19 protein-coding genes are annotated in these 20,043 nt (G+C 57.8%); 14 read left to right on the top strand and 5 right to left on the bottom strand.

The features are described 5' to 3' along the window. The first annotated feature begins 20 nt into the window (after positions 1–20). The 3 genes from QXU72_04000 (at position 21) to QXU72_03990 (ending at position 1,111) form a co-directional block, all read left to right on the top strand. Positions 21–521, top strand: coding sequence for a class I SAM-dependent methyltransferase (locus QXU72_04000; GenBank protein ID MEM0494421.1), 501 nt, complete (start codon positions 21–23; stop codon positions 519–521). A 114-nt stretch (positions 522–635) separates the two neighbouring features. Continuing rightward, positions 636–863 (top strand): ribbon-helix-helix protein, CopG family, encoded by a 228-nt coding sequence (locus QXU72_03995; GenBank protein MEM0494420.1) that lies wholly within the window; start codon positions 636–638, stop codon positions 861–863. Beyond that, entirely contained in the window at positions 860–1,111 is a 252-nt protein-coding gene (locus tag QXU72_03990) for a PIN domain-containing protein (GenBank protein MEM0494419.1), read from the top strand. The genes QXU72_03995 and QXU72_03990 overlap by 4 nt, the downstream gene beginning before the upstream one ends. A 283-nt stretch (positions 1,112–1,394) precedes the next feature. Here the strand turns inward: QXU72_03990 and QXU72_03985 are convergent, their stop codons facing one another. The 3 genes from QXU72_03985 to QXU72_03975 all read right to left on the bottom strand — a co-directional run bounded on the left by QXU72_03985 (position 1,395) and on the right by QXU72_03975 (position 3,621). Then, positions 1,395–1,799 (bottom strand): YjbQ family protein, encoded by a 405-nt coding sequence (locus QXU72_03985; GenBank protein ID MEM0494418.1) that lies wholly within the window; start codon positions 1,797–1,799, stop codon positions 1,395–1,397. Continuing rightward, the gene (locus QXU72_03980) at positions 1,796–2,152 is read right to left on the bottom strand and encodes a YjbQ family protein (GenBank protein MEM0494417.1); all 357 of its coding nucleotides are present in this window, start codon (positions 2,150–2,152) and stop codon (positions 1,796–1,798) included. Before QXU72_03980 ends, QXU72_03985 begins: the two co-directional genes overlap by 4 nt. Before the next feature lie 110 nt (positions 2,153–2,262). Further along, positions 2,263–3,621, bottom strand: coding sequence for an ATP-binding protein (locus QXU72_03975; protein ID MEM0494416.1), 1,359 nt, complete (start codon positions 3,619–3,621; stop codon positions 2,263–2,265). A gap of 810 nt (positions 3,622–4,431) precedes the next feature. Here QXU72_03975 and QXU72_03970 point away from each other — a divergent pair. After that, entirely contained in the window at positions 4,432–4,815 is a 384-nt protein-coding gene (locus QXU72_03970) for a hypothetical protein (GenBank protein ID MEM0494415.1), read from the top strand. A 146-nt stretch (positions 4,816–4,961) separates the two neighbouring features. Further along, positions 4,962–7,181 carry a beta-glucosidase gene (locus QXU72_03965; protein MEM0494414.1) on the top strand — a complete coding sequence of 740 codons (2,220 nt, stop codon included), beginning with the start codon at positions 4,962–4,964 and terminating at the stop codon, positions 7,179–7,181. Positions 7,182–7,199: 18 nt separating this feature from the next. On the opposite strand, the gene QXU72_03960 is transcribed toward QXU72_03965, so the two are convergent. Both QXU72_03960 and QXU72_03955 read right to left on the bottom strand, forming a co-directional pair. Further along, positions 7,200–7,412, bottom strand: a complete 213-nt coding sequence (locus tag QXU72_03960; protein MEM0494413.1) for a hypothetical protein — start codon at positions 7,410–7,412, stop codon at positions 7,200–7,202. Between the two features lie 69 nt (positions 7,413–7,481). After that, positions 7,482–8,351: a hypothetical protein gene (locus QXU72_03955; GenBank protein MEM0494412.1), complete on the bottom strand. Its 870-nt coding sequence runs from the start codon at positions 8,349–8,351 to the stop codon at positions 7,482–7,484. Positions 8,352–8,379: 28 nt separating this feature from the next. Between QXU72_03955 and QXU72_03950 the strand changes: the two genes are divergently transcribed. The 9 genes from QXU72_03950 to QXU72_03910 all read left to right on the top strand — a co-directional run bounded on the left by QXU72_03950 (position 8,380) and on the right by QXU72_03910 (position 20,042). After that, positions 8,380–8,535: a hypothetical protein gene (locus tag QXU72_03950; GenBank protein MEM0494411.1), complete on the top strand. Its 156-nt coding sequence runs from the start codon at positions 8,380–8,382 to the stop codon at positions 8,533–8,535. Then, the gene (locus QXU72_03945) at positions 8,536–9,003 is read left to right on the top strand and encodes a type II toxin-antitoxin system VapC family toxin (GenBank protein MEM0494410.1); all 468 of its coding nucleotides are present in this window, start codon (positions 8,536–8,538) and stop codon (positions 9,001–9,003) included. It begins immediately after the preceding gene. An 87-nt stretch (positions 9,004–9,090) separates the two neighbouring features. After that, positions 9,091–11,241 carry a S49 family peptidase gene (locus QXU72_03940; protein MEM0494409.1) on the top strand — a complete coding sequence of 717 codons (2,151 nt, stop codon included), beginning with the start codon at positions 9,091–9,093 and terminating at the stop codon, positions 11,239–11,241. Between the two features lie 815 nt (positions 11,242–12,056). Next, a complete protein-coding gene (locus tag QXU72_03935; GenBank protein ID MEM0494408.1) occupies positions 12,057–13,271 on the top strand; it encodes an AAA family ATPase in 1,215 nt (404 codons plus the stop codon). 135 nt (positions 13,272–13,406) lie between these two features. Then, entirely contained in the window at positions 13,407–14,660 is a 1,254-nt protein-coding gene (locus QXU72_03930) for a S8 family peptidase (GenBank protein MEM0494407.1), read from the top strand. 639 nt (positions 14,661–15,299) lie between these two features. Beyond that, positions 15,300–17,132: an ABC transporter substrate-binding protein gene (locus QXU72_03925; GenBank protein ID MEM0494406.1), complete on the top strand. Its 1,833-nt coding sequence runs from the start codon at positions 15,300–15,302 to the stop codon at positions 17,130–17,132. A gap of 72 nt (positions 17,133–17,204) precedes the next feature. Beyond that, entirely contained in the window at positions 17,205–18,206 is a 1,002-nt protein-coding gene (locus tag QXU72_03920) for an ABC transporter permease (GenBank protein MEM0494405.1), read from the top strand. Then, entirely contained in the window at positions 18,203–19,078 is an 876-nt protein-coding gene (locus QXU72_03915) for an ABC transporter permease (GenBank protein MEM0494404.1), read from the top strand. Before QXU72_03920 ends, QXU72_03915 begins: the two co-directional genes overlap by 4 nt. Continuing rightward, positions 19,071–20,042 carry an ABC transporter ATP-binding protein gene (locus tag QXU72_03910; protein ID MEM0494403.1) on the top strand — a complete coding sequence of 324 codons (972 nt, stop codon included), beginning with the start codon at positions 19,071–19,073 and terminating at the stop codon, positions 20,040–20,042. The genes QXU72_03915 and QXU72_03910 overlap by 8 nt, the downstream gene beginning before the upstream one ends. Position 20,043: the final 1 nt, after the last annotated feature.

Raw genomic sequence — 20,043 nt, 5'->3', positions numbered from 1 at the left:
GAGCTCGCCGCAGCGCGGGCGTGGAGAAGGTGAGCTTGAGCTACGACCTGCTCGCGGAGGGCTACGACGAGCTCTACCGGGAAGAGCAAGAGGCGAAGTACCGGGTCGTGCTAGCAGCTGTTCCACCCGAGGAGCCTGCGCTCGACGCCGGATGTGGTACCGGCCTCCTGCTGGAGAAGCTGCACTGCTACGCGGTCGGAGTGGATCTCTCGCTCCCCATGCTGCTCGCCGCGAAGCGGAGGGGGAGGGGTGAGCTGGCAGACCTTGTCTGCGCTCACGCGGAACTGCTCCCTTTCAGGAGCTGCTCCTTTCCCGTAGCGTACTCGGTGACTGTAGTGCACGAGGCGCCCGGCCTTATCGGCGAGGTGAAGAGGGTTCTCAGGAGAGGTGGGCGCGGGGTGGTGACGCTCCTCAGGAAAAAGGCGGAGCTCCTGCCCGAGATACTTGAGCAGGCTGGGGCTGCGAGCGTGGTCGATGAGCCGGGCCTCAAGGACGTCGTGGTAGTTCTCTCGAAGTCGTGAGGTAGTCCGGCATAGTGCAGACAGTTGGGGGGGACTGCGCGCCGGAAGAGCCGAAGTGTACGTTGAAACAGTATATATAGCTGTAGTATTACGTATAGTGAGGGGTGTATATACTTGGGGAAGCGGGGTTTGTATGTAAGAGTTGACGAAGAGCTGCTCAGCGAGTTCACGAGGAAGGCTAAGGCGCTTGGTTTAACGAGGAGCGAAGCCCTCCGGAGAGCCATGGAGGCTTTCATCGCTTCGACAGGCGGGCCGACCGCGACCTCTAAGATGAGAGGCCTCGTTAAGAGTAAGCTAACTCTCAGGGAGCTTGAGGAAGCTTACGCGGTGCTTAACTCTTGAGGATTTTCCTCGACTCTTCGGTTTTCCTAAAGCTTCTCCTCGACGAGCCAGGTGCTGGCGCTGCGGAGAAAGTGCTGGAGGCTGTCGAGAGGAGCGAAGTACTTGCCTGCACTACACCGCTAGTGCTGGAGGAAGTCTCTTTTAAGCTCCTGCTAGCTGCTGCGAGTGCACTGCTAGACACCAAAGATGTCTGGAGGATTAGAGAGAAGCTAAAAAGCCGACAGGAAGCTGAGAGCCGAGTGTTTTAAAGCCTTAGAGGGGTTTTCCAGGTACATTGAGCACCTCGCTGAAAGGGGTTTAAGAGTCGAGGAAATCCTTTACAGTGACTGGTCGAAGAGCCTAAGCTACGTTGAGGCTTACGGTCTCCTGCCTGCTGACGCGCTTCACCTAGCTGTAGCGGAAAGGCTGGGAGTGGATGTGATCGCTACTGACGAAGACTTCAAGAGAGTGAGCAGGGTAAGGGTTATACCCTAGCGCTGGGGGTCCAGCTGAGCTGTTCTCTCGAGCTTGGCCGGCTTTGCGCTCGCCGCCCTACGAGCCTTTCGCGACAACTGCAGCTACGATCACTCTCCTGCGGTTTAACGCGGGCTGGTTCTCGAGGAAGAAGATGCCGCTCTCCTCGAGGGGTATCGAGCCGCCCGCGACGGGTAGCGCTAGTAGTGTGCCTATGAGCGTTGACCGCAAGTGCGCGTAAGCGTTGCCGGGATGCTTCCAGCCTAGTGTCGGCACGAGGTCCCAGAGGTCGCGCTCGAATGCTTCCACGACATCCCGCCGCCTGGGTAGGAGGATGAGCGCGCCTGTCGAGCCGACAGCTTGCAGCAAGACTACACCTTCTTCAACTCCTTTCGCGAGCTCGCTCACGCGGTCAGTGATGTCGAAGAGCTTGTTGGGGCCGTAGGTGACTAGCTCGATTCTCGAAAGCCTGGCTACCCTCAAGAGATCACCTCAGCTACCACTCTGCGCTCCCCTGCGGACTCGTTGAGGTCGAGGAGGCAGACCTGCTGGAACGGTCCGAGCAGGAGGCCTTCCTCGAAGGGGATCGCGAGGCTCGGGTGAAAGATGGAGGCGACCACGTAGGGGTTCTTGGCTTTGAGGCCATCGATGAGAGACATGAGGTCGCCGATTAGGTCAGCGTCGTACTCGATCGTGACGAGCCGGCACAGCGGGTCTACACTGTAGAGGATCAAGAGGCCTTTCCGCGCCCCAGAGCTCTTCACAAGCCTCTCGGCGTACGCTGTGATGTCGTAGACGCCGCGCCCCCTGCTAGCTACTCTTATCTCATCCCGCACGCTCAAGTCGAGCCCAGCGTGCTTTAAACTGTTGCGGGAGCAGCTGCCAATGCTTCGTGCGGAACGCGCCACCCGGTGCTGACCGGGCGAAGCCCTTCGCGAAGCGCAGGTCACCGCTCCACGATGTCCGCGAGGTCGTAAACCAGGTAGCCTTCCTTCCTCAGCTCTTCCTTTCTCTCCAGCTTCCTGGACACGAGCCCGTATAGCTTCTCTCGCAGCGGGACTTGCGCCCCCTTCTCCGACAGCCTTCTGAGCACCGATCTGGCTTCGCGGTAGCTTAAGTCAGCCCACTTCACCTCGATCAGCGCGCCGACCCCCTCCCTAGTGGATGCCGCTACGATGTCGACCTCCTCTCCTCTAGTCCACCACCTACCCAGAGTGTCGAGCTTGAAGGGGAGTAGCCCGGCGCGCGCCTCGCTGACCACGTGCTCTACCGCTACCTTCTCGAAGACCCAGCCGAGGTAGGCGTTGAAGTCGGCCGCGATGCTAGCCCACAGCTCCCTCTCCAGCCCCCTCTCAAGCAGCGACTTGTTGGAGTGGACGAAGCGGAACCAGAAGGCGAAGAAAGGGTCTCTGATCGAGTACAGCGACCGCCCTTTCGAGAGGACAGGCCTCTCCCTCTCAATCAGGCCCAGCTGCTCGAGCGTGGCCAGGTAGGTTGTCAAGTTCTCTCTGGGGATTCCGGCGGCGCTAGCGATCTCGCTTAGCGTCCGCTTCCCTTGAGACACCGCGGTGAGCACATCCAGGTAGCGGGCCGGGCTCCTCAGCTCCTCGAGAAGCAGGAAGAGCGGCTCCTCGTGCAGGGGGCCCCGCTTGCTCAGCACCAGCTTGATAGCGTTCTCCTCAGGGCTTTCCCCCTCGTCCACAAGCTCGAGGTAGGCTGGCGTACCCCCGAAAACCCCGTAAGTCTTGACGAGGTCTAGGGGCTCGTACCTAGCGAACCAGTCGGCTAGCGCGCGGAAACGTAGAGGCTCGAGCTTTAGCACCGCGGTCCTGCGCCCGTACAGAGGGGCATCACCCCTCAAAGCAACTCTCTCAATCACTCCCACCGTGGAGCCGGAAAGTACGAGAGTGCCGCGCAGCCTGGAGAAGCGCTCATCCCAGTACTTCTGAAGGAGCGAGATGGCCCCCTCAACCTCTGCCAGCCGCTGGAACTCGTCCAGGACTACGAGCTCACCCTTCTCCAGCTTCCTCGCAACGTACTCGAGAAATGATGAGAAGTCCGGGAAGCGGAAACCCCTGAAGAGCTCACCCTCCACCACTCTGGAGAGCTCTGCCAGCACCGTGTCGCTCCCGCCTAAGGGAATGTAGAAGTAGAGGCCAGGCTTCCTGGACAGCAGCTCGAGCAGCAGCCTCGTTTTACCCACTCTCCGCCTCCCGTAGACGATGACGAGGTGGGCCCTCTCCTCGCTGCAGAGCTTCTCCAGGAAGTTCAGCTCCTCCTCGCGGTCGACGAATTTTACATTCACGATTGTAACAATCAAGACTCTAACAATTTATCCTTTACCCTTGCTCACGCGAAGGTAGCACTGCAGTTTCCGAGGCTCTTCAGCGCTAGCGGAGCAGGGATCCGAGCCACCACTTACTTAAACTACCGCGCAGGTAAATGCGTGGATGATGAGAGAGCCCGAAGCCTAAACGTGTGGCACACCGACCTGTCTGACAACCTCACAGCTTCTCAGAAGCGAGAAGAGCTCAAGCGGCTAAAAGCCTTCTATGCTGCCTGGTGCGCTCTTCCAGCTCCTCCTTAAAGTCAAAGAGAGCTCTCCTGCAAGTTTTAGGCCGAGGATCGAAGAGCGCTCCCGCCCGGAAAAGCCTATCCTCTTTACAGCCTTTCGGTAATTCTCGCATCCTTTAGGCCGGGAAAACCTATTCCAGAAAGGCTGACAGCTCAACTTCTTTCTGGTGAATCACAGCTCGGCGGGCGCAATCCTAAGCTTCTTCAAAGCCTTGCCGCCAGGGCACTGCAATAATCAGCGACCCAACTGCTGCACCGTTTCAGCGGGCTTCACCCCTACTCCCAGCTTCTCTTCAACCTTTCGAAGGGAGTTAGCTGCGGGAACCGGTGCACGTGACCTCACCCACCCAAGCCCTGTAAAACTTCCACAGCGTTACACGGCTCAGCGCCTCACCTCCTGGGGCAGAGTTCAAGGGAGGGGGGTGAACGCAGAGACTTCTCCGCAACGAGAATAGATCTCCAAGAATGTAGAAGTAAAGGATAAAAAAAGAGCTCTTGTAAAACTTTCCACGCGCCTCCTAGTTGTAGGTGTAGAGAGCTCATGCCGAAGGGCGAGGAGGTGCTAGACCTTATCTCGAGGATTCTCTCAGAAGAGGGCTTCGCGGTTACGGCTAACGTAAGCGTTGAAGGTTTAAGCGGCTATAGCCATGTTTTCCATCTTTTAGCCCGGAAAGGTGACCACGCCCTCCTGATCGATACTGCGCAAGACGTTTTCAGCTTCCTTGCTAGCCTTGCTAAGAGAATAGACGTCCCCGGCTACAGGTTCCTGGTAGTGGTTAAAGAGGGGAGCATCAAGGGCGTGCTGCCGGACGTTGTGGATCGGCATCCTGAGGATCTCAAAGATATCACCGTGGTTACTTACAGGGAGCTTGAAGAGATTCAGGACAAGCTGCGCAGCCTTCTCAGGAGCATGGCGCCTCGTTGAGGGCCGCGCTGGGCAGCGAGCCTTTGAGAACGCCGCTGTAGCTCAACCCCTCCTAGTCTCACGGAAAACGCGGTCCCAGTGCTGCTCGAGCGGGGGAAGACAGGCTAAAAGCTTATGCGGTCTCAGCTTCACGCTCAGTGGTAACGATGCATACTGTTCAAGAAATCCTGGGCAAGATGAGCATCGAGGAGAAGATATCCCTACTTGTTGGCGCAGGCTTTTCCAAGCTGGTGCACGGGGCAGCAGGGGAGACGAGGCCTGTGGCTCGGCTCGGAGTGCCTGCAGTGGTTCTCGCCGACGGGCCCGCGGGCGTCAGAGTGCACCCGCTGAGGCTGGGTGACGCGCAGAGGTACTACGTGACTTCGTTCCCCAACGAGATCGTGCTGGCCTCCGCCTGGAACGTGGAGCTGGTCGAGAGGGTCGGGAGAGCTATAGGCGAGGAGGCTAGGGCGCTCGGAGTGGATGTTGTGCTAGCACCGGGGCTGAACATCCACAGGCACCCGCTGTGCGGGAGGATTTTCGAGTACTTTAGCGAAGACCCTCTGCTCAGCGGCGTGATGGGTGCGGCTTACGTGAGAGGTGTTCAGTCAGCTGGAGTGGGCGCGACCTTGAAGCACTTCGCCGGGCACGAGCAAGAGACTAACAGGTTGCTGTACAACGTCGCAGCTTCTGAGAGAGCGCTGCGCGAGATCTACCTGAGGCCTTTCGAGATCGCTGTGAGGGGGGCTAAGCCGTGGGCTGTGATGGGCGCCTACAACAAGCTCAACGGGAAGTACTGCGTTCAGAACGAGTGGCTTCTAACGAGAGTTCTCCGGGAGGAGTGGGGCTTCGAGGGCCTTGTGATGACCGACTGGGGCGCTGGCGACAACCCGGTTGAAATGATTAAAGCCGGAGTAGACCTCATCATGCCTGGCAGCGACCAGGTGGTCGCGGAGCTTCTCAAAGCATACGAGCGGGGAGCTATACCGGGGGAGGTTGTCGACGCGAGAGCTAGGAGAGTCCTGGAGCTGGTGGCTAAAAGCCCGAGGTTTAGGGGGCAGGAGGGCTCCGGGGACCTGAAACTTGAGGAGCACGCGAAAGTGGCTTACGAGGCTGCCGTGGAGGGGGCTGCGCTGCTGAAGAACGAGGGAGCTTTACCGCTACCCGAGAAGCCGCGCGTCGCCCTGTTCGGGAGGGGGTCTTACTGGACTGTGAAGGGCGGTTTGGGGAGCGGTGACTCCTACCCGCGCTACGTGGTCTCCATCGCGGACGGGTTGAGGGAGAGGGGTGCGCTGGTCGACGAGGAAATCGAGAGAGTTTACAGGGGCATGGTGCACAGGTTCTACGAGTACGGTGAATCCCTGCAGCTCTACAGGGCTTACAGGGAGGGGGCGCTCGCGAAGTCAGATAGCTGGCTGATCGAGATGCTTATGACGCACTTTGTCGACATGATGATGGAGTACACGCGGGTGATGCACCTTCAAGAGGATCCGTTCACCGACGCTTTCCTCGAGGAGGCGGCGCAGAGGAACGATGCAGCGGTCATAACGGTTTCGAGAATATCCACCGAGGGCTTCGACAGGTTCCCGGTCAAGGGAGACTACTACCTGAGGGATGATGAGCTCAGCCTGATAGAGCGAGTTTCCCGCGTTTTCCACGAGCACAGGAAAAAGGTAGTCGTCCTGCTAAACGTCCCTGGACCCGTGGACGTGGCGAGCTGGAGGGACAAGGTAGACGCCGTACTCGCCATCTGGCTGCCCGGCCAGGAAGCAGGTAGGGCGGTGGCCGACATCCTCCTCGGCAGGGTTTCGCCGAGCGGTAAGCTCCCGCTGACCTGGCCCAGGGACCTCTACGAGATACCCGCCGCGAGGACGTTCCCGGGCACGCCGCCCCGAGACCCCGAGGAGGTGATCTACAGCGAGGATATCTACGTGGGGTACAGGTACTACGACACTTTCGCTGTCGAGCCTGCGTACGAGTTCGGCTACGGGCTCAGCTACACGGCGTTCGACTACCGCGACCTCGAGGTGAAGCTGAGCGGGAGTGAAGTGGTCGTCAGGCTGAAGGTGAGGAATAGCGGGCGGTATCCGGGCAAAGAGGTCGTCCAGGTGTACTTGAGAGCCCTGGAGAGCAAGTTCAGCAGGCCTTTCCAGGAGCTCAAAGGCTTCCGCAAGACTAAGCTGCTTGCACCCGGAGAGGAGGAGAGCGTTGAAGTGCGAGTGCCGTTAGAGCGCCTCGCGACGTTCAACGGAGGGAAGTGGGTTGTCGAAAAGGGAGCCTACGAGGTCAGAGTGGGAGCCTCCTCGAGAGATATCAGGCTGAGAGCCATTCTCGAGGTACCGGCTGAAGCCTGCTACGACACCTCCTGGAGAAGAGTGGAGTGCTAAATACTAATGCCGTAAGTCTTAGTTTAGCCTTAGTTTTTCCTGCTTACGCCTCCTCACCTTGAATAGCAGGAGAAGAGCCGCTGCGGCTAACGCGGGAGCCGCGGCGATTACCGCTAGCACGGCAGCCGCTCCGGAACGCTCCTTGCACACCACTCTCGGCTGAAGCCCCGCGCCCTGAGCTGCCTCGACGATCGCTCTCTGCACTTCGAAGTCCTTCTGAATGGCGAACACCCCATCGTTCCACGCCCACACTCCGAGAAACGCGGGCCTAAGGCCTAGGCTCGCTAGATGCTCTACAACCTACCTGTAGTAGGTGGCATCAGCCCCCTCATCGTACACGATGGGCCTCTGCCAGTTCCAAGCCTCCACATACGCTTCGCGGTCGTTCAGCCTGAAGCCCACCTCCCCCACCATCAGGCTACCGTTCGGTACCTGCTCGGCGAGCTCTCTCAGCTTCTCGGCGAGGTGCCTGGCGATAGCCACTCTGCCACTCCTGTACTCGTAGTCCCACACGTCCAGCCCCACCAGGTCCAGCCCGGCCTCCCTGTACAGCGCCACCACAGCCTCGACCCGGTCTCCCCCAGAGCCGTAGTAGTACAGCCTAGCCAGGGGGAACTCTCTCCTCAGAGCCCTGTACGCGTCGACCAGCTCGCTCCGGCAGCCCTGGTCGTTCACGCAAGCTGTCAGCTCGCTGAACCCTATGTAGACTCCATCCCCGTCCCCGACGATCTTCTTCAGCTCGCTGAGCACTATCTCGTTCAGCGCAACTCTAGTCAGCTCGCCGCGCCACTTCCACGAGGGGTGGTACTTCTCCGGGAACAAGTTGACGAAAACAATCCCGCTTTTCTCCCTGAGTGCCTCCACGTACTTTAGAGAGCGGTCAAGCCACGACTCGAGGCCGCTGGTGCATAGGCCGCAGTCTACGTCGTAAGCGACCACTATGCCTGGGATGAAGTCCCCGCTGAAGCTCTCGCTGTCGAAGAGGTAGCCCCACGGCGTCACCCAGGCTATGAGGAACCTAGACCTGTTCGTGAAGGCCGGCAGAACCTCTACACCAGCCTCCTCTCTCGGCACGGGCTGCGCCCTTGAGAGTAGCGGTGCGTTAGCCAAGAGAAACACTAGCCCCAGAGCGGCGGCGAGCGCTGTTAAGGGTTTTCTTGAAACTTTCATCGACCCCTTCGCAACTCCTGCTGAAACTGTGAAATACTTAAACTTTCCGGGGTACTTATATGCACTTGATATTGTAAGAGCCGACTACTCGAACATGGTCGTCTACGTGGCGAAGCTTCCGGGGATATACTTTGAAGACAGTCGCTTTGAGCGAAGAGAGCTGGAGGAAGCTGCGATGAGCTGAGTGAGCCTATGTCTTCTCAGCTGCCTTACAGGGAGGTTCTGGTCGACACGTACGCTCTCACGTACCTGCACTCGCAGGAAGTGCGCAATCTGCTCGTGCTTATCCTATCAAAATTTTAGGATTCACGTTTCAGTTCTATCTGTCCAGGAGTTTCTCTCCTACATCTACTACAAGCTCCACGACTACTCCCTCCTGGAGAGAGCTGCCGAGGTGCTTTACAAGCTCTACGTTGTGGAGAACATCGACAGGGAAACTGCCCTGAGAGCAGCTATGATCGCGGCAGACCTCGTTAAGCGCAACCAGGATTTCAACCTGGTAGATGTCTTCAATGCTGCGATCGCCGTCCTGAGGAACATCCCGATCCTGACCGATGACCCCTCCAGGTACTCCGGATACGCGAGGTACGGTGTGACCGCTATATCCGTCGAGGATTTTATCGAAGAGTTTAAAGCCACTATCAAGGCCTAGAGGGCCTCCTGGAGGCAGTTTCTCGCGTTCACTGCGCGCGAAATGCTGAAATCGCTGGAGCAGGCTTCTACCTCCGGTGCTAGCGCTTTGAGAAAAGCTCGCTGGATCCTGGCTGCAGTTCTCGTGGCTTTAGCGCTAGCTGCTGCTTCCGCTGTTCTCTACCCTAGGCTTACGGGCGTTGTCGCCGTGATTAGGGTGAGCGGTTACATCCTCACCTCGGAGGACGCGGACTACTACACTGCGCTGATCCACCGAGCCTACACGGATGAGCGCGTAGGGGCTGTAGTCCTCGTAGTCGACTCCTTCGGCGGCAGCGCAGACTACGTGGAGCAGGTCTACTACAGCTTGAAGCAGCTGAAAACGAGGAAGCCCGTCGTCGCTGTGGCGGTGAACGCGCTCTCCGGCGGCTACTATATCTGCGCTGCAGCAGACTACATTTTCGCCCACCCAACCTCGCTCGTCGGCTCGATAGGGGTTATCGCGACCGCGCCCCCGATCCTCATCCCCTCTGAGGCTGTGCTGGAGACAGGCCCCTACAAGCTCACCGCCTTCTCCCGACTCCACTTCTTCAGCAACCTGAGCCGCGCGCTCGACGCGTTCATCTCCGCGGTGCAGGAGGGCAGGGGGGAGAGGCTGAAAGCCTCGAGGGAGGAGCTCAGCAGAGCTCTCGTCTACCTCGGCTCTGAGGCGCTTAAGCTGGGCCTCGTGGACCAGCTCGGCTCGGTCGAGCAGGCGGTCGAGGAGGCTGCTAGGAGAACAGGGCTCCTGAGGTACACCGTGGAGGAGCTTAAGCTCCCCAACGCGACCGTTGGCTCGCTGTACGGGTGGAGGAACGTGACGGCGAGCCTCCTCGCGAGCCTGCACCCGCCCCCGGCGGTCTACTACATCTACCTGCCCCCCGGCCAGCTCGCCGAGAAGGAAGCTGCCTCCCTGCAGCCCGCGACGGGCCCCGGCAGGGTGGTGGTCGACCTTTCACACGGGAACAGGGTTTCCTGGTGGAGCCTCGACGCGCTCCTAGCGGAGCTGGCTAAGCTCAACGTGACAGTAGGCTTCCTCGACACGTGGGACAGGGTGAGGAGAGAGCTCGCCAACGCTTCAGCTCTCATCGTCGCGGCCCCCACGAGGCCCTACACGAGCGAGGAAGTGAAGGAGGTTGAAGAGTTCGTGAAGAGGGGCGGGGTACTCCTCCTGCTCTACGACCCGGCGTACGAGTACATCGGCTACGAAGGGCTCTCGAACTACATCACTGCGCCGATCAACTCGCTCGCCTCGAGGTTTGGGGTCACCTTCGCGTACGGCTACCTCTACAGCCCTAGCGACCACTTCGGCTTCTACAGGAACGTGTACGTGAGAAGGTTTACGAACGCCAGCGTATTCAGCGGCGTGAGAGAGCTCGTGCTGCTAACCGCGACGGCAGTGCGCTCAAGACACGAAGCAGCCTGGGTGCCCAGCGGGACAATCCTCTCGGTGGCGGAGGAGCCGGGGGAGTACGCGGTCGCGGCTCTGCTCAATTGGGGTAACGGGACAGTCCTCGCGCTCGGCGACATAACGCTCTTCACGGAGCCTTTCTGCCGCCTCGCGGACAACAGCGTGTTCATCAGGAACCTCGCCCGCCTCATCGCTAACGCGACACCTGCGAGGGTGCAAGTCAAGGAGCAGAGGCTCGAGAGGCCTGTGCTCCCCGTGGGGACGGTGAAGGTGTTCGAGGTCAGGGAGGACGGTGAGGCTTACGCGATGACCTGGAGGCGCGTGGGGGAGAACGAGGTGATCGTGGAGACACCCTACTACACCGCCAGGTACTTCTACGTCGACGGGAAGCTGAAAGAGTGGGAGGCCGACGGCGTTAAGTGCACCTACGACGAGCCGCTGCCGGAGCCCCCTTTCCCCCTGGCTCGAGGGAGCAGTTGGAACTACTCCGCGGGCTTCACCCTGATCGTAGAGGGTAGGGAGTACAGAGGCCTGCTGGAGGGCCGCGAGGTCGTGGAAAGCTTCGAGAACGTGACCGCGCTGGACGGGCGCACGTACTTCTGCGCGAGCATCCGCCTCGAGCTCGTGGAGCGCTTCTCCAGCGGCGGCATCACAGTGGTGACCATCACGCGCGGCTACTACTGGGTTTCCGCCGACGCAGGGCTAGTGAAGCAGAGCACCACCACGAAGAGGAGCTACGACTCCGAGACAGCCGGCTTCATGACGAGAGAGATCACCCTGAAGGAGCTGAGAAAGCCAGCATCCGGGTAAGGGAGCGCGCTCTTCGAAGCACCTGAGCTCTGTAGCTTTCAGTGTCGATCCAGGACGGCAGGCTAAGGAGACCGCTCATAGAAGAATTTACGCTATCGCAAGTTAGAAGAAACAACGTCTCTATACCTTTAGGATTTTCAGAGAGCTAGCTGAGGCGTTGGAGGAATGAGAGAGATGGCTGACTGAGGAGTGCTGCTTAAAACGATGTGAGGAGGGGTTAGTGCGAGCCGGTTTAGAGGAACCGCTCCTACTCTTCATCCTCACTCGCTGGATCTCATCTTTACCGCAGGATGAAGGTATGCTAGTGGTACTTGCTCCCGTGCAGCTTAGGGCGGAGGCCGCTTTCATAACTGCAAGCTGAGAGATACTACACTGGGCTGCTTGCCGGGAGGGCTCTCGCCTGGCTTACCGGTGTTGAGGAGTTGATGGACTGGGCTTCGGCTGCACGCCTCGAGCTGGATGGTAGATAAGACGTGGAAGTTGATATACACGTGGGCTGTAGCACACCATCAGCTCTTTAGATGCTAGCTCGTATGGGTATCGCGGCTATTGACACGCCTTTGGGCAAGCATCTTCGTAAAGGAGAGGCAGGGGCTTTCGCGCACCCGGTGCTGCTTCTGGCCCTAAAGTTTCAAGAAGCAGCCTAAGGAAGCGGCTTAGCTTAAGACGTGGCTGTGGTTGGCGCTGCTGTTCAGGGCTGAAGTAGTATCTCTTTAGAAGCCACCCGGGCTGGCTGGCGAAAAGGCAGGGTTCTCGAGGGGGAGAGTTGTTCGGGAGGAAAAGGCTTAATAAGTATAACCGGGGTTATACTTATCGTGATTATAGAGAGACCTGAGGAGGTTAGGAGGATAAGCGAGCTGAAGAAGTGGGTGCTAGTGTACGGGAGGAGGAAGACTGGGAAAACCTTCCTTGTGAGTAACTTCGTTAAGTATGATGAGTACTTTTTCGTGAAAACTAGTAGGGGTATTGTAACGAAGGACGGCGATTCTATAAGCTATGAAGCTTTTCTGGAAATCCTCAAGAGAGCTCTAGATGAAGGTAAAACCGTTGTGGTTGACGAGTTCCACAGGCTTGGGCAGGATTTCTTCGACTTTCTGCACTACGCTAAAAAACGTGGGAAGCTGATACTAATCTCTTCAACGCTCTTCCTCTCCAGGAAGCTTGTTTCGGCAAAGTCTCCGCTACTAGGGCTTTTTGCAGAAGTTCCTATAGGCTTGATAAGTCTTAGAGACTGCTTGAAAGCTCTCGAGGGGTTCAATCTCTCGAAGAAGGATAGGCTGGAGCTCGCTATTCTGCTGAGGGAGCCGATAGCGGTGGACTACTTCGACGAGAAGAAGTCAGCGAGGGAAAACATAGCCCTGGTTCTGCTGAGCTCTGTCAAGACGATTCCCGCCCTGATAGGGGAGATTTTCTATGAAGAGGAGAGGGAAATGTCCTCAATCTACGAAGGGATTTTGAGAGCGATAGCTAGCGGGAGAGTGATCTCGGGAGAGATAGCGAGCTACTTGTTCTCGAGGAGGTTGATCAAGAAGGAAGACGCCAGCATTATCCAGCCGTACTTGAACAACCTGGTGTCTTTCGGGTTGATTAGGAGAGTAGAAGTCTTCAACAAGAGGAAGTTTGTTTACAAAATCGCCTCGCCCCTAGTGAGGATCTACTACTACGCTGACGAGAAGTACAACATATCCGAGAGGAAAGTTGGCAGGGAAGAGATCCTGAGGATTATCGACGAGCTCATGCCGAGGATTGTTGAGGATGAAGTGAGAGAGTTTCTCGCCGAGAAGCACGGGCTGAGGGAGAGTGTAATCGAGGCGAAGGATTTCGAAGTAGACGGCTGCCTGCTGAGGTTCAACAAGCCTGAAATCGCCTTAGAGGTGAAGTGGGGGAGGGTTAGCGGCCGGGATATCAAGCGGGTTGAGGAGAAGCTTAGCAAAGTACCTTCAGCTAGGAGAGTACTGTTCGTCCAGGACAAAAACGACGTTGAAGTTAAGCCCTCAGCTATAGAAGTAGTGGACGTTGACGACTTATAGCGCGCTAGCCCGGCCAAGAGAGCACTTCAGGGTCCGGAAGCTTGATCCCCGAACGCGCGAATAACTCCTAGGTGCTCGCTTAGCGGTTTTGCCTAGCGAAATCTTTATAATAAAATTAAGTGCTAGCAGGCAGCGATGAGCAGGGAAAAAGCCCTTAGAGCTGTCGGCAGGGCTGCCCTAGCAGCTTGCATCGCGGCTATGATGGTTGTAACAGTTTTGCTGTGGGCTGCGGCTCCCGAGTCTCAGGCGCTCCCCTCTGAGCCCATCAGGGTTATGGTGAAGGTTGAGGGGAGCGTGGAGGACTACCGTGAGCCTCTCTCGAAGTACGGCGAGATCGTCGGCGAGATCCCGGAGCTTAGCGTCCTCGTGGTGCGCACCACGAGGGAGCACGCCGGTAAGTTGAAGTCGCTCGTAAAGGGCGTGGTGCGCGTAGAGGAGGATAAGATTGTGAAGATCCTGGGAGAGGTGCAGTGGAACATCGAGTACGTCCGCGCCCCCGAGGTGTGGAACGCGTACTCCTCCAGCTATGGGGACGCTGCGTACGGTTACCACGTTCAAGTCCAAGTCGCGGTTGTCGATACAGGGATAGACTACACGCACCGCGACCTCTCCGGCGCAGTCACCTGGTGCGTAGTTTCGCTGTCTGATGGCGCTATCTTCTACAGGGGGACTGACTTAAAGAAGTGCAGCGACCAGAACGGCCACGGAACCCACGTCGCCGGGATAGTGGCGGCTAGGCTTAACGGGGCTGGAGTAGCGGGCGTTGCCCCCAAGGTGACTCTTTACGCGATCAGAGTGCTTTCAGCTAGTGGAAGTGGCTACTTGTCCGACGTGGCGAGGGGGATAGTCGAGGCGGTTAAGGGGCCCGACGGGATAGCGGGCACGAGTGACGACGCTGACGTCATAAGCATGTCGCTGGGAGGGCCCCACAGCGACACGCTCTACGAGGCAGTCCGCTACGCGTACAGCTACGGCGCCGTACTGGTGGCAGCAGCAGGTAACGAGGGGGCCTCGACGCCTAGCTACCCGGCAGCCTACCCCGAGGTGATCGCGGTGGGCGCGATAGACAGCAGCTACAACGTCCCCAGCTGGAGCAACAGGAACCCTGACGTTGTGGCCCCGGGCGTCAGCATATACTCGACTCTGCCAAAGAATAAGTACGGCTACATGAGCGGCACGTCGATGGCCTGCCCGCACGTGTCAGGCGTCGCTGCGCTAGTGCAGGCTCTGAGGCTCGCCGCCGGCAAGAGCAGGTTAAGCCCGGACGCCATGAAGCTGGTCCTCACCACCACGGCCATAGACCTCGGCCCTCAGGGCTACGATGAGCTCTACGGGTACGGGCTCGTCGACGCGTACAGCGCAGTCCAGTACGCGCTCTCGCAGCCCTGAACTGGCAGATTTCCCCCTTTTTCTCTTAAGGCTGCTTCTGCAGGGTGAACTCTTACACTCTAGACTTTCACGGGAGCCCACCTACTAGCAGGTTTTCCCGCTGCAGCCCAGCTGGGATTTATTCTCAGCACGTTGAAGCAGGTATAAGGTTCTCCCACACTCTCGTCCGCATTCCTGGTACTCTACGAAGATGTGCTCGAAGAGCTAGAGGGTGCCCGGAGAGGAAAGAGCTTGTTAGCAGCGTGGTGCACCTGCTTTTCAGCCGCGCACTCACAGTATTTCAGGAGGTCGACCTCAGCCCGTCCTCTTCAAGAAATCGCAAACTTCCTGCACTCAGAGAGCCTGGCGAGGATCCAGGCGGGGAGTTATTATCGAGTGTACTCTAGGGTAGTCACCTGCTTTCTCCAGCAGAACCGAGATTAAGATGAGGCTGCACCGCCTGCTCTGCGTAACTTCCTGCTCGCCAGTCTCCCGCCATCCACATGGCTGATTATCAGTTCTAGCTAGCGTAGCACGCTGATTTCTTTTACCCGGAATACTTAGCAATGTTTTTCCATAGCAGCCCATATAAGCAGAGCGGAAAGCTTATATGAGGCAACGCTTATATACTACTTGCTAGTAGGATAATACTGAAGCGACGTGACCCAAGCGGCAAAGGGGAAAATCCTTGGGAAGCGTTTCATCATCTTCGGAGCTGTCGCCGCCTTGATCATCATCGCCCTTGTTGCCGCACTCTTTCTCGCTCCTCAGGCGCCACCACCTCCACCACCTACCTCTCCACCACCTAAGCCGAAGGAGCTGAGGATCCCCGCGTTCTGGGCTCCACCCCCTGGTTTCCACGGGAACCCGTTCGGAACATGGGAGGGGCTTGCGGAGATCAGGTGGTACATCTACGAGCCCGGTGCGTATGTGATCATCGATACAGATGAGTGGATACCCGCGCTTTTCGAGAGCTGGGAGAGGCAACCCGATGCCCTCCTCGTGCGCCTGAGGAGGGGAGTTACGTGGCATGATGGAACAGCGTTCACAGCTAAAGATGTTGAAACCTTGCTGGTGCTGAGGCAGGCTATTTACGGGTGGCTGCTTGACGTTAACTTGGAGGTGGTGGACGACTACACTGTTAGGCTGACAAAGAAGGGGCTTGCAGAGAGCGAAATTAGGGAGTTTCTCCAGGAGTACCAATGCGCACCTCATCACCTTTTCGGCCAGTACTTGAGCGACGCAAAGAGGATCGTGGACCTGCGGCGTAGGGGGCAGCCATACGAAGCTGAGCTGAAAGCACTCTACGACAAGGTAGCTGCCCCCCTGTACCCGGGTAAGGTCATCGGAACTGGGCCCTACGTGCTGAAGGAAGTAACTGCAGATTACATTCTCCTCGAGAAATACGCAAAACACTACGCAGCAGACAAATTCCCGTTCGACAGGCTGGTTCTGACACCTAGGCTCATCGCGCAAGAAGTGATCTGGACCGCGATGTCCGCCGGTGAGACAGACTTCCGGCAAGTTCCCACACCCCCTGCGATGCTGGAGGCGATAAACACGACCCTCAAGGCGAAAGGGGCTTTCCTCGGCGTCGGCATCAGCTACGATCCAGCAGAGTTTGGCTTCCTCTTCAACTTCAGGAAGTGGCCGTACAACGATGTCCGCTTCAGAAAAGCCCTCGCGTACGTAATAGACGTTGAGAAGATAACCGAGGCCACGTTCCCCGGCTTTGCGCTGCCCGCCAGGTACCAGACTGGGATTCCCAGAGGCTTCGAGGACATGGTTTTCAGGAAAGAGTTCCTCGCTACTCTGAAGCCTTATAGGCCTAACCCGGCCGAGGCCGAGAGGCTGCTGAAAGAGCTTGGGTTCACGAGAGGACCTGACGGGAAGTGGCTCGGGCCGGACGGAAAGCCCTTCGAGATCTGGCTGAGGCCCTACGCGCCCGATAAGGAGAAGATGATGCCGGCCGAGGTTCTCAAAGAGCAGCTGGAGAAGTTCGGGTTTATTGTGAAGATGGATCCCGTGCCTCTAGGTCTGATGGGCGAGATATACGGAAAGGGAGAGTTCGACATCCTCGCTGAGCCGAGAGGCATCCCGCTCGGAGCTTACACTTTCGACCCTATCTACGCTTACATAAGGATCTACGGGCCCGGCTCCACAGTGCAGAGCTGGCAGGGCTACGACCCGTGGCCCGTCATCACGATCGAGGGTAAGACGTACAACACGAAGGAGCTCGTAGATCGGTACTTCGCCACGAAGGACCCGGAGGAGAAGAGAAGAATCATCGAGACGCTCGCTTACATCACTCACGAGTGGCTGCCGGGGATCGCATACTTCCAGAAGAAGATGATGTGGCTGCACGTGGACGGAATACGGGCGACGGGCTGGCCGAAAGGTTACCACCCCGTGTACTCAGCCTGGATAGGCGGCGGCGAGCCTAAGATTATCATCCTCCTGATGAGGCTCGGCCTGATACGGCCTACTGGCTAGGTGGGGTGAGAACTAAACTCAAGTCATTTTTTACCTCATTCTCCCTAACCACTATGTATAGGGTGAATTTTAATGAGGTGGCTTGTTAGGCATGCTGTTAAAGGGCTTCTCTATGCGGCTCTGACAATCCTGCTATCAATGCACATCACGTTCATCCTGGTTAACAACATGCCCGGCGACCCCATCGAGAGAATAGCAAGGGAGCTGATGTGGATGCACGGCTACACCTACGAGCAAGCCTACAAGATAGCATCAGTTACCTACGCGCTAGCGGCTGGCAACAAGACTCTCGCTGAGAAATATTTCGAGTACTTGAACATGCTTCTCAGGCTAAACCTCGGCTACTCGTTCACCTACGGGACTTCAGTCAACCGAGTTATCGTTGAGAGTCTCCCCTGGACCCTTCTCGTCGGCATCCCGGGCATAATCATAGGCTTCACGCTGGGCGCTTTCCTCGGCTCTTTTAGCGCACTTCAGAGGAAAAAGCTCCCAGACACTATCCTCATCACCGCGTTCACGATAATCGACTCGACCCCCTCCTTCCTCATCGCTTTACTGCTAATTTTCGTCTTCGCTGTAGGCTTGGGGGTTCTGCCAGCCCAGGGAGCCACGGAGCCCGGCGTCAGTCCGGGCTTTACGCTAGAGTATATCGGCGGGGTAGCAAGAAGAGCTATCCTACCCGTGCTCTCTTACGCGATTCCAGCTGCTGCGGGCTGGTACTTTACGATGCGCAGCGTAGCCGTCTCCTCTCTTGGCGAGGACTTCGTGCTTTTCGCGCAGGCGAGGGGTGTGGAGGAGAGGAGAATAGTTAAGACCTACGTGATGCGGAGTGGCCTGCTTCCCATGGTAGCCGGCCTTGCTATCGCTTTCGGCCTTATCGTAGGCGGGAGCTTGCTGATTGAGACTATCTTCGCGTACCCTGGCATGGGGTATCACTTCGTCGTCGGTTTCAACAACCACGACTACGGGCTCCTACAGGGGCTTTTCCTCGCTCAGGCAATCACGCTTTCACTGGCAAACCTCGTAGCGGATATCGTGTACCCGATCCTCGACCCAAGGGTGAGGTATCCGTGAGAGAGCAACAGCGCGAGCTGCTGAGTAGCTTCCTAAAAGGGTTAGCTGTTAACAAGCTGGCGCTAGCCTCCACGGCTATCCTCTGCTTCTTCACGCTCACAGCCCTGCTCGCCCCCCTCCTCATAGATCCAAGGAGCATTGAGATCAGCCCGGAGAAGCGCTACCTGCCGCCCTCCCTGGAGCACCCGTTAGGTACTGACCACATGGGTAGGGATACACTGATGCAGCTGTTGCTTGGGGCGAGCGATGTCTTCAGAATGGGGCTCTTCGTCGCCTCAATCGCCATCACAATAGGAACTCTAGTGGGACTGTACGCAGGTTATGCTGGGGGTGGCGTCGACAGAGTTCTGATGACACTAACGGACACAGTCATCCTTATCCCCTCGCTCCCGCTAATCCTAATCCTCATCGCTACGTTTAGGAGGATGGACGTGTTCTCCATCGGGGCTATATCCGCCCTGACGATGTGGATGGGCTATGCCCGCGGCATGAGGGCCAGAGTCCTGCAGGTAAGGGAAATGCCTTTTGTCGAGGCGCTGAAGGGCCTGGGCGTCGGGGATGCGCAGATCATCCTGGGGGAGATCCTCCCTCTGGTATCGCCCTACATGCTCGTGGAGTTCGTTAGAATGTTCAGAGGAGGTATCTTCGTCATCGTAGGCTTAGCATTCCTCGGAGTAACCCCCTGGTCGCCGTACAACTGGGGTACAATGCTCAACATCGCGTACTTCCAGGCGAGGTCGATCTTCATTCCAGGCGGCTTCTGGCACTGGTTCTCCCCGCTAGCGGCTATCGTCCTGCTGCAGTGGTCGCTGATCGAATTCTCGAGGTACATAGAGGAGGTGCTCATCCCGAGGTTGAAGGAGTATGAGTAGCGGCAGGGAAATCTTGAGAGCGGACGACATAGTAGCAGACTACGTCGTCAGGGAGGGGCTGATCAGGGCTGCGGACCACGTGACGCTCGCCGTGCTCGAGAACGAGGTCCTCGGGCTTGTAGGTGAGAGTGGTAGCGGGAAAACTACGCTGATCCAAGCAGTCACCCGCGTGGGCCCCTATAACATGAAGGTTAAGGGGCGGGTGCTTTTCGAGGGGAAAAACCTGCTGGAAATGGAGGAGAAGGAGATCCGCAGGATAAGGGGGAGGCTTATCGCTCAGGTTTTCCAGGCCGCTCAGAACTCTCTCAACCCCTTCATCAGAGTTTGGGACCACTTCCTCGAGACTTTCAGGTCGCACTACCCTGATGTGAGCGAGGAGGAGGTCAGGGAGAGAGCAGTCGAGCTGCTCAGTAGGGTGGGTCTGGACGAGCAGGTTCTCGGCATGTACCCCCACCAGCTCAGCGGGGGGATGAAGCAGAGAGTCGTGATAGCTCTGGCCCTGCTCCTCGACCCACGGCTCGTGTTTCTCGATGAGCCTGTCTCCGCCCTTGACCTGCTCACACAAAAGCAGGTGCTCCGCTACCTCCTTGAGCTGAAGAGATCGGGGAAGACGACAATGGTCTACGTGACTCACGACATTGAAAGTCTCTTTGAGCTTGCCGATAGGCTAGCTATACTGTACGCGGGCGTTCTCGTCGAGGAGGGAGGCACCAGTGATGTCGTGAAGGAGCCCCTACACCCCTACACGCAGGGGCTGATGCAGAGCCTCATGACAGTAGATATCGATGTCAGCAAGGTAAGGTCTATCCCCGGCTCTCCTCCCAGCTTGCTTCTGCACTTAAAGCCTAAAGGCTGCCCGTTCGTAGACCGCTGCCCCCATGCAGCTAGCAAGTGCAGGGACGTAAGACCCGAGCTCCGCGAAACTGAAAGAGGGAGGAAGGTAGCTTGCCATCTCTACGGGTGAG

Source organism: Thermofilum sp., from assembly GCA_038741495.1.
GTDB lineage: Archaea > Thermoproteota > Thermoprotei > Thermofilales > Thermofilaceae > Thermofilum.
Note: the sequence above shows the minus strand (reverse complement) of the source record. Positions and strands in the feature narration are given on the sequence as shown.